25 protein-coding genes are annotated in these 17,631 nt (G+C 52.6%); 18 read left to right on the top strand and 7 right to left on the bottom strand.

What is annotated here, in order from left to right; all coding sequences use genetic code 11:
* Positions 1-23 precede the first annotated feature (23 nt).
* The 9 genes from H3L93_RS06755 (at position 24) to H3L93_RS06715 (ending at position 4,656) form a co-directional block, all read left to right on the top strand.
* Entirely contained in the window at positions 24-944 is a 921-nt protein-coding gene (locus H3L93_RS06755) for a phage tail protein (protein WP_246313962.1), read from the top strand.
* Between the two features lie 18 nt (positions 945-962).
* Positions 963-1,712: a DUF4376 domain-containing protein gene (locus H3L93_RS06750; RefSeq protein WP_003794973.1), complete on the top strand. Its 750-nt coding sequence runs from the start codon at positions 963-965 to the stop codon at positions 1,710-1,712.
* On the top strand, positions 1,705-2,172 hold the full coding sequence (locus H3L93_RS06745; RefSeq protein WP_003794974.1) for a hypothetical protein: 468 nt from the start codon (positions 1,705-1,707) through the stop codon (positions 2,170-2,172). Before H3L93_RS06750 ends, H3L93_RS06745 begins: the two co-directional genes overlap by 8 nt.
* Positions 2,173-2,233: 61 nt before the next feature.
* The gene (locus H3L93_RS06740) at positions 2,234-2,500 is read left to right on the top strand and encodes a hypothetical protein (RefSeq protein WP_003794976.1); all 267 of its coding nucleotides are present in this window, start codon (positions 2,234-2,236) and stop codon (positions 2,498-2,500) included.
* A 76-nt stretch (positions 2,501-2,576) separates the two neighbouring features.
* Positions 2,577-2,951 carry a hypothetical protein gene (locus H3L93_RS06735; RefSeq protein WP_003794977.1) on the top strand — a complete coding sequence of 125 codons (375 nt, stop codon included), beginning with the start codon at positions 2,577-2,579 and terminating at the stop codon, positions 2,949-2,951.
* Positions 2,948-3,211, top strand: coding sequence for a hypothetical protein (locus H3L93_RS06730; RefSeq protein ID WP_003794979.1), 264 nt, complete (start codon positions 2,948-2,950; stop codon positions 3,209-3,211). The genes H3L93_RS06735 and H3L93_RS06730 overlap by 4 nt, the downstream gene beginning before the upstream one ends.
* Before the next feature lie 64 nt (positions 3,212-3,275).
* On the top strand, positions 3,276-3,758 hold the full coding sequence (locus H3L93_RS06725) for a M15 family metallopeptidase (RefSeq protein WP_003794981.1): 483 nt from the start codon (positions 3,276-3,278) through the stop codon (positions 3,756-3,758).
* Between the two features lie 116 nt (positions 3,759-3,874).
* A complete protein-coding gene (locus H3L93_RS06720; protein WP_003794983.1) occupies positions 3,875-4,156 on the top strand; it encodes a Gp49 family protein in 282 nt (93 codons plus the stop codon).
* Positions 4,157-4,158: 2 nt separating this feature from the next.
* Entirely contained in the window at positions 4,159-4,656 is a 498-nt protein-coding gene (locus H3L93_RS06715) for a hypothetical protein (protein ID WP_003794985.1), read from the top strand.
* A 290-nt stretch (positions 4,657-4,946) separates the two neighbouring features.
* On the opposite strand, the gene H3L93_RS06710 is transcribed toward H3L93_RS06715, so the two are convergent.
* From H3L93_RS06710 to H3L93_RS06690, 5 genes are all read right to left on the bottom strand, one after another.
* Positions 4,947-5,288: a hypothetical protein gene (locus H3L93_RS06710; RefSeq protein WP_003794990.1), complete on the bottom strand. Its 342-nt coding sequence runs from the start codon at positions 5,286-5,288 to the stop codon at positions 4,947-4,949.
* Positions 5,289-5,416: 128 nt separating this feature from the next.
* Positions 5,417-5,599: a hypothetical protein gene (locus tag H3L93_RS06705; protein WP_040558169.1), complete on the bottom strand. Its 183-nt coding sequence runs from the start codon at positions 5,597-5,599 to the stop codon at positions 5,417-5,419.
* Positions 5,600-5,601: 2 nt separating this feature from the next.
* Positions 5,602-5,868, bottom strand: a complete 267-nt coding sequence (locus tag H3L93_RS06700; RefSeq protein WP_003794995.1) for a hypothetical protein — start codon at positions 5,866-5,868, stop codon at positions 5,602-5,604.
* 234 nt (positions 5,869-6,102) lie between these two features.
* Positions 6,103-6,450 (bottom strand): hypothetical protein, encoded by a 348-nt coding sequence (locus tag H3L93_RS06695; RefSeq protein WP_003794997.1) that lies wholly within the window; start codon positions 6,448-6,450, stop codon positions 6,103-6,105.
* Between the two features lie 261 nt (positions 6,451-6,711).
* Positions 6,712-7,701, bottom strand: a complete 990-nt coding sequence (locus H3L93_RS06690) for a tyrosine-type recombinase/integrase (protein ID WP_003795000.1) — start codon at positions 7,699-7,701, stop codon at positions 6,712-6,714.
* A 142-nt stretch (positions 7,702-7,843) separates the two neighbouring features.
* On the opposite strand from H3L93_RS06690, the gene H3L93_RS06685 reads away from it, so the two are divergent.
* The 6 genes from H3L93_RS06685 to H3L93_RS06660 all read left to right on the top strand — a co-directional run bounded on the left by H3L93_RS06685 (position 7,844) and on the right by H3L93_RS06660 (position 12,097).
* On the top strand, positions 7,844-8,005 hold the full coding sequence (locus tag H3L93_RS06685; RefSeq protein WP_155803031.1) for a hypothetical protein: 162 nt from the start codon (positions 7,844-7,846) through the stop codon (positions 8,003-8,005).
* Positions 8,006-8,038: 33 nt separating this feature from the next.
* A complete protein-coding gene (gmk, locus tag H3L93_RS06680) occupies positions 8,039-8,653 on the top strand; it encodes a guanylate kinase (RefSeq protein ID WP_003795004.1) in 615 nt (204 codons plus the stop codon).
* Between the two features lie 92 nt (positions 8,654-8,745).
* Entirely contained in the window at positions 8,746-8,955 is a 210-nt protein-coding gene (gene rpoZ / locus H3L93_RS06675; protein ID WP_003795008.1) for a DNA-directed RNA polymerase subunit omega, read from the top strand.
* 237 nt (positions 8,956-9,192) lie between these two features.
* The gene (locus H3L93_RS06670) at positions 9,193-9,537 is read left to right on the top strand and encodes a hypothetical protein (RefSeq protein WP_003795011.1); all 345 of its coding nucleotides are present in this window, start codon (positions 9,193-9,195) and stop codon (positions 9,535-9,537) included.
* Positions 9,538-9,762: 225 nt separating this feature from the next.
* Positions 9,763-11,928 carry a RelA/SpoT family protein gene (locus H3L93_RS06665; RefSeq protein ID WP_003795013.1) on the top strand — a complete coding sequence of 722 codons (2,166 nt, stop codon included), beginning with the start codon at positions 9,763-9,765 and terminating at the stop codon, positions 11,926-11,928.
* A 25-nt stretch (positions 11,929-11,953) separates the two neighbouring features.
* The gene (locus tag H3L93_RS06660) at positions 11,954-12,097 is read left to right on the top strand and encodes a hypothetical protein (RefSeq protein WP_003795015.1); all 144 of its coding nucleotides are present in this window, start codon (positions 11,954-11,956) and stop codon (positions 12,095-12,097) included.
* 27 nt (positions 12,098-12,124) lie between these two features.
* Here H3L93_RS06660 and hfq read toward each other — a convergent pair whose 3' ends face one another.
* On the bottom strand, positions 12,125-12,409 hold the full coding sequence (hfq, locus tag H3L93_RS06655; RefSeq protein ID WP_003795017.1) for an RNA chaperone Hfq: 285 nt from the start codon (positions 12,407-12,409) through the stop codon (positions 12,125-12,127).
* Between the two features lie 173 nt (positions 12,410-12,582).
* Here hfq and H3L93_RS06650 point away from each other — a divergent pair, with 173 nt between their 5' ends.
* Both H3L93_RS06650 and rep read left to right on the top strand, forming a co-directional pair.
* Positions 12,583-12,993 carry a hypothetical protein gene (locus tag H3L93_RS06650; protein WP_040558171.1) on the top strand — a complete coding sequence of 137 codons (411 nt, stop codon included), beginning with the start codon at positions 12,583-12,585 and terminating at the stop codon, positions 12,991-12,993.
* A gap of 191 nt (positions 12,994-13,184) precedes the next feature.
* Positions 13,185-15,185 carry a DNA helicase Rep gene (rep, locus tag H3L93_RS06645; protein WP_003795020.1) on the top strand — a complete coding sequence of 667 codons (2,001 nt, stop codon included), beginning with the start codon at positions 13,185-13,187 and terminating at the stop codon, positions 15,183-15,185.
* Between the two features lie 4 nt (positions 15,186-15,189).
* Here rep and H3L93_RS06640 read toward each other — a convergent pair whose 3' ends face one another.
* Positions 15,190-15,348 (bottom strand): hypothetical protein, encoded by a 159-nt coding sequence (locus H3L93_RS06640; RefSeq protein WP_003795023.1) that lies wholly within the window; start codon positions 15,346-15,348, stop codon positions 15,190-15,192.
* A 624-nt stretch (positions 15,349-15,972) separates the two neighbouring features.
* On the opposite strand from H3L93_RS06640, the gene pyrG reads away from it, so the two are divergent.
* Entirely contained in the window at positions 15,973-17,601 is a 1,629-nt protein-coding gene (pyrG, locus tag H3L93_RS06635; RefSeq protein WP_040558407.1) for a CTP synthase, read from the top strand.
* The last annotated feature ends 30 nt before the right edge of the window (positions 17,602-17,631 follow it).

Raw genomic sequence — 17,631 nt, 5'->3', positions numbered from 1 at the left:
CGTCTTTTTTTATGGAGATGTATATGGCAATAAGTACCTTAAATAGCTTTAACATGGCTTGGGGCGAGAACGGCGGGCGGTTTGATTGGCAGCCGGCGCAATATCGGCAGGGCTGGGCAACGATTGGCGATGTGCCGCCAAGTGTGGAGCAGTTTAACGCGCTGCATTATTTGCAAGACGAAAAGGCGAATTTTTTGTATCGCCAACTGGCGGATGTGGTGGCGGCAGCGGGCAAACAATACACGGAAACGGAGGTCGCGTCGCTGCTGACCGAGAGTATTCGCGAAATTATCAAGACAACGATTGGCGAAACAAAGGCATCATCGCAAACGGCGGGGATAATGAAGGTGTTGAATACGCTGGGCAGCACCGCCACCGATGCCGCGCTCTCCGCCGCGCAGGGCAAGGCGTTAAACGATGCGATTGCTGCGCTTAATGCGCTGCTGACGGGCTACACCGCAAACAGCTATTGCCCCAGCGGGCAAATCGGGCTGTTTGCAACGGACTACGCCCCTACTGGCTGGCTCAAAGCCAACGGCGCGGTGTTGTCGCGCACGGTGTATACCAATCTGTTTGCCGCGATTGGCACGCGCTTTGGCGCAGGCGACGGGCACAGCACGTTTAACCTGCCCGATTTGCGCGGGGAATTTCCGCGCTTTTGGGACGATGGGCGCGGGGTGGATGCGGGGCGCGTGCTGGGCAGTTGGCAGAGCGACGCCATCCGCAACATCACCGCGCAGATGTACCTGTACGGCCAAGATGGCTCAAGCAGCCAAGGCGCGTTCGGCTTCCGCAAGCAGGGCGAGCGCGGGCTGGTATGGTCGCGCAACGACAACAATGCGGGCGTGGTGATGGATTTTTGGCTGGACGCGTCCAAAGTCGTCCCCACCGCTCACGAAAACCGACCGCGCAATATTGCTTTGTTGGCGTGCATCAAAATTTAATCTGAAAGGAGCAAAACGATGAGTGAATTACCCAAAACCAAACCTGTATGCCAACTGGATGCGGATGGCTTTTACCTGCATCAAACCGTTGCCGACCAAGACCCAATGCAGCCCGAAAACTGGCTCATCCCCGCGGGCTGCATTGAAGCCGAGCCGCCCGAAGTCAAACCCGAGCAGGCAGCGAAATGGCAGCCTGAAAAAAAGGCATGGCAATACTTGCCCGATTATCGCGGCAAAACCGCTTATCGCACCGACAATGGGCAGCCTGAAACCATGCAGATAGTGGGCGAACTGCCCGCGTATTTAACCCTGATTGCGCCGCCGAGCGAATTGCATCAATGGAATGGCAAAGCATGGACGTTAAGCAAAGAAGCCGCCGCAGCCGTTAAAGCTGAGCAGCAGGCTGAAATGTGGGAGCGGATTAAAGCCAAACGCGCCCAATCCTGCCATGCGGGCATTTACATTAACTCCATCAAAAAATGGATGCACAGCGACCTAGACAGCCGCCAGCAATACACCTTTTTGCGCACGCTGAATAAGCTGCCCGAAGACCTAGTATGGAAAACCCTAGACAACAGCTTTGTGCCTATGACGCGCGAGCTGCTGGACGAGTTGAGCTTAAAACTGATTGCCGATGAGCAGCACGATTTTCAAAACGCCGAGCGGCATAAAGCTGCCATGCTGAAAGCAGAAAACCCGCTGGAATACGACTATTCAAGCGGGTGGAGCGCAGCCGAGTTAATGGACAAGGAGGTGCAACATGGATAACCGCATTGTTTTGGCGTTGTACAAAGGCAACCGCAGCGGCAAGTGGTACAGCCCCAGCGTGCTACAAGCGCGGCTGGGCGACTGGTTGATACGAAAATTCACACGCAGCCCTTACAGCCATTGCGAAATCGCCGTAAATAAGGGAAATGGGCAATACGACTGCTATTCCGCCAGCCTGCGCGACGGCGGCGTGCGCATGAAAACCATGCCGCTGCCTGCGGATAAGTGGGATTTAATCCCCGTCAATCAGCAAGATGCCTACATTGATGTGCTGAACTATTTTGCCCAAACGCGCGGCAAACCGTATGACTTTATCGGTGCGTGCGGCGTTATTCTCGGCATTAAAGGCAGCCTGAAAAAGTGGTTTTGCTCGGAATGGTGCGCGGCGGCACTTGGGCTGCAATATCCTGATAGATACAGCCCGCAGGCGTTGGCAAACTGGCTGCGGCAGCCTGAATAAAAGCCAAACAATTCAAATAGTGGTTTAAAATCTTGTTTTTATCACTTTTTGGAGAATAAGCATGGAAAACGACGAATTGGTTCGGCTTTTTATTGAACGAGGCGTTATCAGCACTGAAGAACGTGTAAAGGAGCTTGAAAAAAGGGGTTGGGTGAAGGTAACGCCCGAGGGATTTAATGATGTCTGCAAGGAGTTTGCGGAGAAAATGAAAGAAAAGTATCCCGAAATAGAGGTGCCAACTTGGGACGATTTTAAAAAGAGTATCGCCCAGCAAAGCAAACAAAATATGTTGGATATGTTGCTAAGAGCATCAGGGCAGAAATCTTAATCATCAAGGCAGCCATTTTCAGGCTGCCTTTTTTTATGGAGAAAAGCATGGATTTAAATGGCAGAAAGGAGCGGCAATGCCAGTAAACACAATCAACACCGCTGCAGCGGTCAACATTAGCGCAATCGGCATCGCGGGGACGTTTTTGGGCATGCCGATTGAGGCGTTGGTGCTGGGCGCGGTGGGCGGCGCGGTGGCACTTGGACGCAGCGAACCGAGCGGACGGCGGCAGGCAGTTTCGGGCTTGATTGCCAGCATGATGTTGGCGGGGACGGCATCGCCGCTGGTGGTGGAAATGGGCGCGCATTATCTGCATTTGAGTGATGCGGCGCTGCTCAAAGCCTTTGTGCCGTTTGCCATCGGGGCGACGTGGCAATGGTTTTTGCCCAAGCTAACCGTGTTGGCAGAAGCGTGGTTGCAGAAAATCTTTAAAAAGGGAGACGGTCAATGAACGAGTATTTGGACATGATTTGCGGCATGGTTATTTTTGTTTATTGCGCGTGCCGTTTGGGTGGACGTTGCTGGCGTTGGCATGATTTGGAATTTTGGGCGCATTTAGTGCTGATTGGCAGCGCGGTGGCGATTGTGGCACAACGCGAAGATGTGCCGATGGAAGCGGTGCTGTTTCGGCTGGGCGTGGCGGCGTATTTTATGGCGCAGACGTGGAAGATTTGGCAGATGCAGCGGCGGATGCGGCAGCATGAAGGATGATTTTGGCGGCTTTTCAGGCTGCCTTTTTTTGCGCCCATGCGGCGCGTTTTTTATGGAGTGAACTATGAGCTATAAATTAGGCAATACCAGCCAACAACGCCTTGTCGGCGTGCATCCGAACTTGGTTAAAGTGGTGCAACGCGCGATTGAAATCACCGCGCAGGATTTCGCTGTAAACGAGGGCTTGCGCACATTGGAACGCCAACGCCGCCTTGTGGCTTCGGGCGCATCGCAAACCTTGAACAGCAAGCATCTGAAACAAGCGGATGGCTTGGGGCACGCGGTGGATTTGGTGCCGTGGGGCGATTTTGATGGCAACGGCACATCGGAAATTAGCTGGCATTGGGGGCATTTTTACCCCATCGCCGAAGCGATGCGAGCCGCCGCCAAGGAATTGGGCGTGCGCGTGCGCTGGGGCGGCTGTTGGCAATGTTTAAACGACACCACTAAACCCGCGCAAGAGTTGGTGGCGGATTATTCAGCAGCACGGCGGGCGGCGGGGAAAAAGGCGTTTATGGATGGACCGCATTTTGAGTTGGCAGCCTGAAATATCTAACCGCCGTTAAGCAAGGTGGTTAGATATTTATTAAATATTTTTAAATCAATGGCTTAATTTTGGTAAGCAAGATTGAGTGATGTTTAAGCAACTTTTGGAGATTAACCATGAAAGCATTAACTAAAACTTATTTGGAAACTTTGATTAAAAATGCGGAATATATCCGCCATGAAAACTCTACGCTGACGATTTGCGTTTTAACGCTGAACAGCGGATTTGTTGTAACGGGCGAAAGCGCGTGTTTAAACCATGATAATTTTGACGCAGAAATCGGACGCAAAATTGCCTATGACAATGCGCTTGAGAAACTTTGGCAGTTGGAAGGTTATCATCAGAAAGCATTGTGGCAGCCTGAAAAGGAAGCGGAAGATTGGGTACGGGTGGAATAACGATGAAGCTTTACTGGAAATGTGGGCTGGCATTTGCGGTATTCTCCGCGCTGGTTTCAGGCTGCCTGATGTATGGGCGGCAGGAATATCGGCGCGGACACGCAGCGGCAACAGCCCACTACGAAAAACAGGCGTTGGCAGCGGAAAATGCGCGTATCAACGCCGTGCGCCAAACCGAACAGCAAACCGCGCAAACCTACGCGGCAAAATTGCAAACCATTGAACAGGAGAAACAAGATGCACAAAATGCTAATCTTGCTTTGCGCCGTGAGCTTGACCGCTTGCAGCAACGTGTCTCCGCCCAAGCAAATCAAGGCGGAAGTGTTAAAAACGTGTCCCAAACCGCCCGCGCATCCGCCCATCAAAACGCTGCCCAAGGCTGGGTTTTACTCGGAGAGTGCGGCAAACGCTATGCAGCAATGGCTGAAATAGCGGATGGGCAGCGCGATGATTTGGCGCGCTGGCAGGCTTGGGGGGAAGTGGTATCAGAACTGCAATAGAATAGCCCCTGAAACGGTATTGCATCGTTTCAGGGGGTATTTTTTGTTTTCAGGCTGCTTAATCTGCTGGGTGGTCGCTGATAATCTCCGCATCCCATCCTTTCCATTTTTTCCCCGTCCGCGCGGCGTATTGCAGTCCGTTTGCGGCGTTGCAGTATTCCCCACCGGTGCCGCGTTTGCCGCCCGCCGCCGTTGCCGCAACCGCTTGGCGTGTGACACCTATATATAGATGTCAATCATTAAGGCGGTGATACCATAACACAAAACCGCCCTCTCGGGCGGTTTCTTACTCAGCTGCCAAACTCTTCATAGAGCGCGGCGTTGGCGGCCGCAGCGTAGTCTTCTAAGTCGCAGCTGATGCTTATTACCACATCCATTACACGGTCATATCCGTGCTCTGCCGCCAGTTCGGCAATGCGGTTTTCTAGGGCTTGGTTGTCGGCAACCACTTTCGCCCACCAGTCATAATCGGCTTGGCTGATGGCAAAATCAGCGTTTTCATCGGTTTTTTCAAACTCGCGGGTAAACGCGCCGGTGTTGCCCATAAAATCAAAAATATAATCGCAACCTGTTCTGGGGTCAATGATGGCCAAAGTTTCGATTACGCCGGTTTCTTTGAAGAAGAGTTTCATTTTTTGCTCCTATCCGCCCGCAGGCGGTCAGTTGGTTAATCGGTTGTTTATCGCGCTGTGCTGCGATGTGTGTATTATATCCCATTGGGATATTTATGCAAGCACTTTTTGCACTTTTTTTGTCAAAATTATTTATTGCTTTGTTTTAATTTGGATTTAATTTGCTCTTTGACCCAACTGCCGAAGTTGGGCAGGGATTGGGCAAAGTCCAGTAGTGCCTGCTCGGTGTCGCGGTTGAAAGAAACCGTCTTGTTGGTGCTTTTGGCCGCGTATTTGGCGCGGGCTTTTTGCAGTGGGGTTTTGTCGGCCACAGTCAATCCTCCAGCTCTCTTGTCGGGGTGTCCAGCTCGTCAATGACATTGTGCAGCGCGGCAAACTTGGGACGGTTCAGCCCGCCCAAATCGCCGAACAACTCGGCAATGCGGCCATCGTCCTGTGCGGCCACTGCGCGTTTGAGCCGCTCAATCAAAGTAACATATTCGTCCTCCCACCGGTCCGCCCATTCGTGGGCAAAATTCAGGCGGGTTTGACGATTGCGGCTTTTTTTCAAGCGCTCGGTGATGCTGGTTCTTTTACTCATATATTTATCCCTCAAAAAAACAAAAACGCCTGAAAAATCAGGCGTTTTCTCGTACTGGCTACTAAAATAGCCCTATGGTTTCAACACGCGACCTTGCGGGCGAGAATATGAAAATGGCATTATAGTTTCAATACAACAGCCGCTTGCGGCGGCTGAAACAACAGGGCAGACTTTACGCCTTTTCATCTGCCCCGTCAATACTTACGACGATAATTCACGCCATGCCTCAGTTAGTTATTTAAAAATCTCGGCTTGGTGGGCTTGTATCCAGTGTGCATCAAATGATGTGCAGTCATTGTCAATCCAAAACCGCGCACCGTTATTGGCAAATGTTTGTTTGTAAAAATCAATAATTTTTCGCTGTTTTGCCGTCATTTCCGGGTCATCTAATTTATTGTCTTCGATTTGGCGGATAACATTTGCTGCTGTTTCAGCTTTGCGCCATCTGATGTCCTCTGCCCAATCAATCTGCTTTTGGCTGCCCTCCGTAATAGGAGACGCACACAATTCGCGGGCGATGGCTGCCTCTCTATCCATTTTTGCCTGTAAAACAGTAATATCGGTGTTTTTGTAATCACACATTTTTTGCTCCTATCCGCCCACAGGCGGTCAGTTGGTTAATCGGTTGTTTATCGCGCTGTGCTGCGATGTGTGTATTATATCCCATTGGGATATTTATGCAAGCACTTTTTGCATTTATTTTGCAAAAGATGGTGATATTATTGATTTTATTGTGAATTTATTTTGTTAAAAAAGAACCGCCGCGCAAAAGTCCTGACATCAAGACTTTTGCGCGGCGGGTTTGCGACTCAAAACGATAAACTATTGTGTTTTCAGGCTGCCTTAATCCAGCATATTGGCAATCTCCGCCATATCGGGGCGGTAGTATACGTTGAGCAAGATATTCAGGCTGCGGTGCCCTGATATTTTTGCCAGCGTTTCCACGGGTACTTTTTTGGATAGGCGCGTTAAGGCTTCACGGCGGCTGTCGTGGAAATGCAGGTCTGTGATTCCGCAGTTGTCGCGGGCGCGGCGAAACAGCACGTCTAGGCTGTGCGCTTGGATTTTGAACACGCTAATCGGGTCAATGGTGCGCAGTTTTTCCAAGAGGGCGATGGCGCGTTTGGTTAGGGGGACATCGCGCGGATGCCCGTTTTTGCTTTGGGCAACGTGGGCAATGCGGCGGTCAAAGTGGATGTTTTCCCATTTGAGCGCGCAAATTTCGCCTGCCCGCATGGCGGTTTCTACGGCGAAGAGTAGGGCGATGGCGCAACGTTGGGTAATCAGGCGGGGTGGCTCGCTTTCGCTGTAATGCAGGGCTTCGCAGATTTGCTGGATTTCTTGTGCACTGGGGCGGCGGGTGCGTTCTTTGGATGCTTGGGGTTTGCTGATTTTGCGCACGGGGTTTTCGCGCAACAGCCCCCATTCTTTCATGGCGTGTTCGCAAACGGCGGAAAGGGTGGATAATTCGCGGTTGACGCTGTCTCCTGATACTTGCTCCAAGCGGGCATCGCGCCAGTCGGCGAAATCTTGCGGACGCAGATTTTCCAAGCGGATGTGCGCCAGCGATGATTTTAAAATGCCGTTGATGCGGTAGGTTTCGGAGCGTTTGCCGCGTTTTTTGACGGTTTCGGTTGCCAGATACCGCTCTAAAATGTCGCCAAAGAAAACGTTGCGGCTTTGGTTGCCTTGCAGCCCGTCTCGGATTTCGGTCTCTACACGCGCCGCCCATGCTTTGGCATCGGAATGCCGCTCAAAGGTGGCTGAACGCGAAACGCCCCGCATCCTGATTTGGACGCGCCATTTGTCGCCGCGTTGGATAATGGTTGCCATGATGTTTTTGGTGTAATTTTTGGTGCAATCATTATCGGTTAAAAGTGGTTTTTTGTGTAGGCTTGGCGGAGATTTATTTTTATAGTCCGTTGTTTTATCGGGAATTATGGGTTATTTGTGTAGGATTAATGGGCGTTTAGAGTTGCCCTCCATCCGCACCACACTCAAAAAGCAGCCTGAAACGGCTGTTTTTTTGCGTCTTAACGGCATGAAGGTTGAGCGGATGTCGTCTTCATCTGAAATCCCAAAAGCGCGAACCATGCTGTTAATTTCCGCAGTAGGCAGCCTGAAAACTATGGCATAATTGTGTGTGATTTTGTAATAAAAGGTAAACACCATGACAACCGCCAAAGGCAATGTATTCGTTATCTCTGCCGCATCGGGCACGGGCAAAACCACGTTGGTTTCGCGTTTGACCGCACACAATCCGAACATTCGCGTGTCCGTTTCGCACACCACGCGCGCGCCGCGTGAGAACGAGCAGCACGGCAAGCATTATTATTTCACCACGCGCGAGCATTTCACCGAATTGGTGGGGCAGGGCGCGTTTTTGGAGCATGCCGAAGTGTTTGGCAATTTGTATGGCACCAGCGCGGCGGCGGTGCAGGAAATGTGCGCGCAAGGCTTGGATGTGATTTTGGAAATTGATGTGCAAGGCGCGGAGCAAGTGCGCAAGGCGTTGCCCGAAGCGGTGAGCATTTTTATTCTGCCGCCCTCGCTTGCGGTGTTGGAGCAGCGTTTGCGCAACCGCCAAACCGACAGCGAGGAGGTTATTGCGCGGCGGCTGAGCGAAGCGGAGCAGGAAATCCGCTATGCGTTTGCGTTTGACTATATTGTGGTGAACAACGATTTGGTGCAGGCGGAGAGCGATTTGCTGCATATTTTTAAGGCGCAACGCCTATTGCTGCGTAATCAAACGTTAAACGTTGAAAAAATATTGCAAAATCTTTAAAATTCAATTCTTAACAATTTTCAGGCTGCCTTATATTTTAGCTTCGCTACGCAGGCTGCCTCAAACCCACCCGCAACAAGGAAATAAGCAACATGGCCCGTATCACCGTTGAAGAATGCATTGAAAAAATCCCTAATCATTTTGATTTGACCCTTGCCGCCGCGCGCCGTGCCCGCCAGCTTGAAAACGGCACCACGCCTTTGGTGGAGGATATCCGCCACGACAAGCCTACGGTAACGGCGTTACGCGAAATCGCCGCCGGGCAGGTTACCAGCGAAGAGATGTTGTCGCGCGTTAAATAATGGTTTTCAGGCTGCCTATTGCGTTTGCTTGCGCGTTGGGCAGCCTGAAATGTTTAGAACCTGCATTCACTATTTACATAGGCATCTTTTATGCCCTAAAAACGCGGCTACCGCGTTAAAAATGCTCGCAAGGTGTCCGACCTTGCTGCGCTTTTTGTCTTGTACCCGCGCTTTTATGTCATAAAATCTACCTATGTAAATAATGGATACAGGTTCTTATAACTGGAAGGAATCATCATGTTAAAAAAATTGGTTTTGCTCGCCCTGATTGCCCCCGTGTTGGCAAACGCATCTTGGTTGGAAGAGCGCCGCTGCGGCAATCTTTACGAAGCAGGCTTTGCCACAGGCTTGTATTTGGGGCAATGCGGCGTATCCGCCGAAGCCATGCGGCAAAAATACGAACCGCGCTTAACGCAGGCGCTGAATAAGCATAACTGCGCCCAATACAACGAAAAAAACATCGCCAAGCTGAACCAAAACACCGAAGCGCTGAAAGCCAAATATTTGAAAAAAGCCGGCGCGCCCAATTTCTGCGCGAATTTTGATGCAGAAATCGACAAGCTGTTTCGCAAGTATGAATAGTTGCATTAAGGCAGCCTGAAAACCTGTTTGCCGTGTTCAACACGCATGCCCGCTGCACGGTTTTCAGGCTGCCGGATTGCTTTAAGCGTCGGCCATGCGCAAAACGCATGATGCCTTTTTCAGGCTGCCTAAACTCACGCGCAAAGGCAGCCTTGCACCTTTGCCCTGAGTATAAAAGGGCATACCGCAGCGCAACACGCAAGTTAATCAAGTCCCAACACCCCCATGCCCATTCCCTCTCCCCAAGCCTCTTACGACCCGCTCACCGCCGATTACCGCAACAAGCTGTTTCGCGAAGCCGGCTATCTTTCCGATGCCGAGCAACGGCAGCTTGAAACCGCCTGCGCCTACGCCTTTCGCGCTCACGACGGGCAAACGCGCAAAAGCGGCGAACCCTACATCACCCACCCCATCGCCGTCGCCACCGAGCTCGCCCGTTGGCACATGGACATCCAAACACTCAGCGCAGGTTTGATGCACGACGTGTTGGAAGACACGCCCGTAACCAAAGCGCAAATGGCAACCGATTTTGGCGACACCATCGCCGAAATGGTGGACGGTTTGTCCAAATTAGAAAACCTGAAATTTGACAGCCAAGCCGAGCAGCAAGCCGAGAGCTTTCGCAAACTGATTTTAGCGATGACCAAAGACGTGCGCGTGATTATCGTCAAACTATCTGACCGCCTGCACAATATGCGCACCCTCGGCGGAAAAAGCCCCGCCAGCCGCCGCCGCATCGCCACCGAAACGCTAGAAGTCTATGCCCCCATCGCCAACCGCTTGGGGCTCAACCACGTTTACCGTGAACTGCAAGACTTGTCGTTTCACGCCATGCACCCCAAACGCTACGAAATTCTCAAACGCGCCATGACCGCGTTCAAAAAAAATCGCCACGACGTGATAGACCGCGTGTTGCGCGACATCAACCTGCGCTTGGTTGCCTGCAACATTGAAGCGCAAATTCGCGGGCGCGAGAAAAATCTCTACAACATTCATCAAAAAATGCTGTCCAAAAAACTCAAATTTGAAGAAGTGTTGGACATCTACGGCTTTCGCGTGATTGTGAACAGTATCCCCGCCTGCTATGCCGCCTTGGGCGCGTTGCACAGCTTGTATCAACCGCGCCCTGGTAAAATCAAAGACTACATCGCCATCCCCAAATCCAACGGCTACAAATCGCTGCACACCACGCTCAACGGCCCGTACGGCTTGCCGATTGAAGTGCAAATCCGCACGCGCGAAATGCACGCCGTCGCCGAAGTGGGCGTGGCCAGCCATTGGGCATACAAATCCAAATCCGGCAAGGAAGACGAAGCCACGCAGCGCACCAACCAATGGCTGCAAAACATTTTGGACTTGCAAGCGCGCAGTGCCAACGCGATGGAATTTTTGGAACACGTTAAAGTGGATTTGTTCCCCAACGAGGTCTATATCGTTACGCCCAAAGGCAGAATCATCACGCTGCCGCGCGGTGCCACGCCGATTGATTTTGCCTACACCATCCACACCGACATCGGGCACCGTTGCGTGGGCGCGCGCGTGAACCGCGTTGCCGTGCCGCTCAACACCACGCTTAAAACGGGCGACACGGTGGAAATCATCACCTCTGCGCAGGGCAAGCCCAACCCCGCTTGGCTCAATTTCGCCAAGTCCAGCCGCGCCCGCAGCGCCATCCGCAGCTACATCAAAAACACCAACCATGCCGATGCGATTGCCTTGGGCGAACGCCTGCTCGCGCGCGCGTTAAACAGCTTGCTGCCGAAAAAAGTGGCACAATCTGAAACGCTGAAAGACAAATATCTGCAATCGTTGGAAGAGAAAAAACAAACGTTTGAAGACGTGTTGTATCAAGTGGGCATGGGGCGGTTGCTGCCCGTATCCGTGGCGATGGAAATTGCCGATTTGGCGGGCGAGCATTGGGGCGGTGAAGTGAAATTAAGCCCGATTCAAGTGAACGGCAACGATATGCCACACGTTCACTTGGGCAAATGCTGCTTGCCTTTACCGGGCGATAGCGTGCGCGCCGTAATCGTTGCCGACCAAGGGGTCATCATCCACCGCGACAACTGCGCCACGCTGCTGAAAACCGACAGCGAACACCAGCTTGATGCCGACTGGGGCATGCTGCCCAACAACGCCAGCAGAACGTATGACGCGGCGGTGGTGGTTTCGTCGCTGGATGCGCACGCGCTGCTGGCGGCGATTACTTCCGCCATTTCCGACAACGGCGCAGACATCGCCTCGGTGGACACGCTGTCCAAATCGCAAAGCGGCACGGAAGGTTTTGTGGCGTTCCGCTTTAACTTGAACGTGCGCGATTTGGCGCATTTGAACGCGGTGATGGCGGCGTTGCATCAGATTCCGCAGGTGCGCAAGGTTACGCGGGTGTGAGGTGGCTTGAGGCAGCCTGAAAACCATGCCAAACGGTTTTCAGGCTGCCTCATCGTGTATGCGCTGCATTGCCGTTAACGCGATGCGCCATTTCCCGCCCCCAAAAACATTTCAGGCTGCCTATCATTATCAAGGCAGCCTGCGTAGTGAAGCGGAGTTGCGAAGCTAAAATCATCTTGCGCTTACCGCGTTCGCATCATTCCGCAGCGGGCGCAGTCGTTTCCACTTGTTGCAACGCAGGTTTGTTGCTGTTGCCGTCGTGTTGCACGCTCACCGCGCGGGCGGGAACAATGGTAGAAATGGCATGTTTGTACACCATTTGCGTAACCGCCGTGTTGCGCAGCAGCACCACATATTGGTCAAACGATTCCACTTGCCCTTGCAATTTAATACCGTTTACCAAATAAATGGAAACGGGAACGTGTTCGCGGCGTAAAGCATTCAAGAAAGGGTCTTGTAGAAGTTGTCCTTTGGTTGTCATTGTTATTAAACTCCAATGTTATGATTATTGAGAACCTATTTTCAGGTTCTAAAAACAGGCGCAAACGCCCAGCCGTAAAGGATTTGAATTGTAATTCAAACCGCTGCTTTTACCAAATTGTTTTTGTTATTTGGCTTATAATTTTTAATCGCAACGACTTTCAGGCTGCCTACATGACCTTCCCATCGCCATTGTTCCCCTATCTTGCGCAAACAGGCGCGCAAAGCATCGCCAGTTTAACCGCGCTGGCAATTTCGCCCGATGAACGCGCCGAACACGCGGCGGTGTTGCGGCAAATTCTTACCCAGCAAAACGGCTATTTGTCGCGCGAACAAAGCAGCGCGTATTACCCCGCCGAGCTGTTGGAATATGCGCTGTATTATCCCGAGCATGCCCAAGCGTACACGATTAGCGTGTTGATTTTGCTGCAAACGGCGGTGCATCACAGGCAACTGTCGCCCGATTTGGACATGGCGGCAGAGCGCTATTGGCAAGAGACGCGCGAGACATTGCCCGCCAGCATGCAGCAGGCGTTGGATGGGACGTTTCGCTATGTGGCAGGGATGTTTCGCTGGATTGAGTGAAGCATTTTCAGGCTGCCGATGTATGCGCCACGCACCAAACCGCAAAACAAAAAATTAACTTAATCAACACTATAAGGCAGACTGAAAACGAGTAAAGCGCGTTTGGGTGAATACAATCGCATCGTATCTATTTTAGCTTCGTAACTCCGCTTCGCTACGCAGGCTGTCATCATTTAGGCAAAAGCAAAACCATGAAACTTAACCCCGAACAACAAGCCGCCGTGGAATATTTGGGCGGCGCATTATTTGTGCTTGCGGGCGCGGGCAGTGGCAAAACGCGCGTCATCACCGAAAAAATCGCCTACATGATTACGCAGGCGGGCTATAAGCCGCACCACATCGCCGCGATTACGTTTACCAACAAGGCGGCAAAAGAGATGCAAGAGCGCGTGTCGGCGCGGCTGGGGCGCGAGCAAACGCGCGGCTTGACCGTGTGCACGTTTCATTCGCTGGGGATGCGGATTTTGCGCGAGGAAGCGCAACACGTTGGCTATAAAAAGAATTTCTCCATTTTGGATGCGTCCGACAGCGCGCGGATTATCGGCGAATTGCTGGGCAGCTCGGGGCGCGAAGCTGTGTTTAAAGCGCAACACCAGATTTCGCTGTGGAAAAACAATTTGCAAACGCCCGAAGCGGCTTTTCAGGTTGCCGATGACGATTGGGCAAAGCAAATCGCGCAGGTGTATGCCGCGTATCAAACCACGTTGGCGCATTATCAAGCGGTTGATTTTGATGATTTAATTCGGCTGCCCACGCTGCTGTTGCAGCAAAATGCGGAAGCGCGCTTGAAGTGGCAGCAGCGTTTGCACTATTTGCTGATTGACGAATGCCAAGACACCAACGCTTGCCAGTATGCGCTGATGCGTGCGCTGGTGGGCTTGGAGGGGCGGTTTACCGCGGTGGGCGATGACGACCAGTCGATTTACGCTTGGCGCGGGGCGAATATGGAGAATTTGCGTCGTTTACAAGAGGATTATCCGCAGATAAAAATCATCAAATTGGAACAGAATTATCGCTCCACCGCGCGGATTTTGAAGGTGGCGAACCATGTGATTGCCAACAATCCCAAGCTGTTTCCGAAAACTTTGTGGTCGCAGCTGGGCGAGGGCGAAGTGGTGCGCGTGGTGGCGTGCCAAAGCGAAACGCACGAGGCGGAATTTGTGGCGCAGCAGATTGCGCGCAACAAGCTGATTTATGGTGCAAATTTTGCCGATTTTGCCATTTTGTACCGCGGCAACCACCAAGCGCGGCTGTTTGAAGATGCGCTGCGTTCGGCGCGGATTCCCTATCAGATTTCGGGCGGGCAAAGTTTTTACGACAAGGCGGAGATTAAAGACGTGTTGTCGTATCTGCGCCTGCTGGCGAACCCCGACGACGACCCCGCGTTTTTACGCGCGGCAACCACGCCCAAGCGCGGCATTGGCGACACCACGCTGGGCAAGCTCAACGATTACGCCAAGCAACATGAATGCAGCTTGTTTCAGGCTGCCCAAAGCATGGAGGCGTTGGCGGCGTTGAGCGCGAAAAACCGCGAGGCGGTGCAGCAATTTGTATATTTGATGCAGGATTATCAAGCGCGAGCGGCGGCGGACGACGCGGGCGAAGTGGTGCAAAATTTGTTGCAAGAGATTGAATACGAATCCTATTTGGCAGGCGCAGATGAGGGCGGCAAGGCAGCGGAAATGCGTTGGCAAAATGTGCAGGATTTAGCAGGTTGGCTAGCGAAAAAGGGCGAAGAGGGCGAGAAAAATTTGATTGAACTCACGCAAACCATCGCGCTGATGACGCTGCTGGAAGGGCGCGATGACGGCGAAGTGGACGCGGTGAAAATGTCCACCTTGCACGCATCCAAAGGCTTGGAATATCCGTTTGTGTATTTGGTGGGCTGCGAGGAAGGGCTGTTTCCCCACGCCGACAGCGTGGAAGCAGGCGCGTTGGAAGAAGAGCGGCGGCTGATGTATGTGGGCATCACGCGCGCCAAACAGCAGCTCACGCTCACGCATTGCATCAAGCGCAAGCGGCAGGGCACGTTTGTGTTCCCCGAGCCAAGCCGTTTTATCAACGAAATGCCGCAAAGCGATTTGGATATTTTGGGGCGCAAGGGCGGCAAGCCGATTGTGTCCAAAGAAGAGGGGCGCGAGCGGCTGGGCAATATGCTGGCGGCGTTGAAAGCGAAAACAGGGCGGGAATAGCTTTTCAGGCTGCCCAAGCATTGATGCAGCCTGAAACAGAACATGGCGTATCGCCGCCATACCCACTCTTTCCATTGCCGTAGCGCAAACGTTTCAGGCTGTCTTTGGGCAATGCAAAGGCAGCCTGAAAACACAAAACCGCTTGGGCATTGCACCATTCCATTTTTACTGAATAGATTGCCTTTCAGGCTGCCTAACTATTCACGAATGGTTAATACAACTGCCCATTCCCCTACGTCCAGCCGAACGCAGCATTCTTTTTTCGGAAACAAGCGTGCGCTTGTCCGACGACGCACGAAGTGCGGCTAGTTCGCACGCGCCGAAAAAAGGATGCGGAGAGAGGGGAGTTTGGCGCAGCCAAACCTGCACGTCGGGGTCGCCTTTCTTTTGCCAGAACCTGTATTCGTTATCTGCGCGAGCGGATTTTGTATTCAGTGAATACGAATACAAGGCGACAAGCCAAGTTAATAGCGAGACTATTAGCTTGGCTTGGCAACGCAGTAGGCGTATTCAATGAATGCAAAAGCAGCCGTGCAGATAGCGAATACAGGTTCCCATCTTTGGCGAAGCAAAGAAAAGTAAGTGCCCCGCTGGCATGAAGCGCATGGTTAAAGCTACACCCAAAGCCAACCACAAAGCACCAACCCAAAGCGTGGTGTGCGGCGCAACGCACGTTCTGGCAAAAATTCATTTGGCGTTGCCACACCCTATTTACCACCCGCCCACAAACTTTTACTTACCACCAATTTGCGTTAAAATCGCGCATTCCAACACAGGTATCACCATCATGACAAAATTCATATTCGTAACGGGCGGCGTTGTTTCTTCATTGGGTAAAGGCATCGCCGCCGCTTCTATTGCCGCCATCCTAGAATCGCGCGGGCTAAACGTAACCATGCTCAAACTAGACCCCTACATCAACGTAGACCCAGGCACGATGAGCCCGTTTCAGCACGGCGAAGTGTTTGTAACCGACGATGGCGCAGAAACCGATTTAGACCTCGGGCATTACGAACGCTTTATCCACGCCACGCTCACACGCGCCAACAGTTTCAGCTCGGGGCAAGTGTATGAAAACGTCATCGCCAAAGAGCGGCGCGGCGACTATTTGGGCGGCACGGTGCAAGTCATCCCCCACATCACCGACGAAATCAAACGCCGCATCCACGAAGGCGCGGCAGGCAAAGACGTAGCGATTGTGGAAATCGGCGGCACGGTGGGCGACATTGAATCGCTGCCGTTTTTGGAAGCCATCCGCCAAATGCGCAGCCAGCTTGGTCGCGCCAACACCTTGTTTGTGCACCTGTCTTTTGTGCCCTACATCGCCGCCGCAGGCGAAATCAAAACCAAGCCCACGCAGCACACCGTGAAAGAAATGCTCAGCATCGGCTTGCAGCCCGACATTCTCATCTGCCGCATGGACAGAATCCTGCCCGATGAAGAACGCCGCAAAATCGCGCTGTTTTGCAACGTGGAAGAACGCGCCGTGGTGGGCAGCTACGATGCCAAAAGCATCTACGAAGTGCCAGAAATGCTGCACAATCAAGGCATTGACACCATTATTTGCGAGCAGTTGCAGCTGAATGTGCGCCAAGCCGATTTAACCGAGTGGAAAAAAATTGTGTATGCGATTGAAAACCCGCAGCACAAAGTAAACATCGCCATGGTGGGCAAATATGTGGATTTAACCGAGTCCTACAAATCGCTCACCGAAGCCCTGCGCCATGCGGGCATCCACACGCAAACCGATGTCAATATCACATATATTGACAGCGAAACGCTGGAACAAGACGGCACAAGCAGCCTGAAAAACTTTGATGCCATCCTTGTGCCGGGTGGCTTTGGTTCGCGTGGCGTGGAAGGCAAAATTGCCGCCGCCCGTTTTGCCCGCGAGCACAACATCCCCTATTTGGGCATCTGCTTGGGGATGCAAATCGCGCTGATTGAATACGCCCGCGACGTAGCAGGCTTGGCAGGTGCCAATTCCACCGAGTTTGACTTGAAAGCCGCCCACCCCGTTATCGCGCTGATTGACGAATGGCAAACCGCCGATGGCAGCGTGGAAACGCGCGACGAAAACGCCGATTTGGGCGGCACCATGCGCTTGGGCGCGCAAGAAGTGGAATTGAAGCAGGGCAGCCTTGCCGCCAAAATCTACGGCGCAACCCAAATCCGCGAGCGCCATCGCCATCGCTATGAAGTGAACAACCATTATGTGCCGCAGCTTGAAGCCGCAGGCTTGGTGATTGGCGGCGTGTCGGCAGGGCGCGAGCGGCTGGTGGAAACGATTGAAATCCCCAACCATCCGTGGTTCTTCGCCTGCCAGTTCCACCCCGAGTTCACATCCAATCCGCGCAAAGGGCATCCGCTGTTTACCGCGTTTGTGAAAGCGGCGTTGAAGCAGCATCAAAAATAATTTTGTTGGCATGAATGAGCAGCCTGAAAA

The organism is Kingella oralis (assembly GCF_014054985.1).
Taxonomy (GTDB): Bacteria; Pseudomonadota; Gammaproteobacteria; order Burkholderiales; family Neisseriaceae; genus Kingella_B; species Kingella_B oralis.
This window is presented reverse-complemented; position numbering and strand designations above follow the sequence as displayed.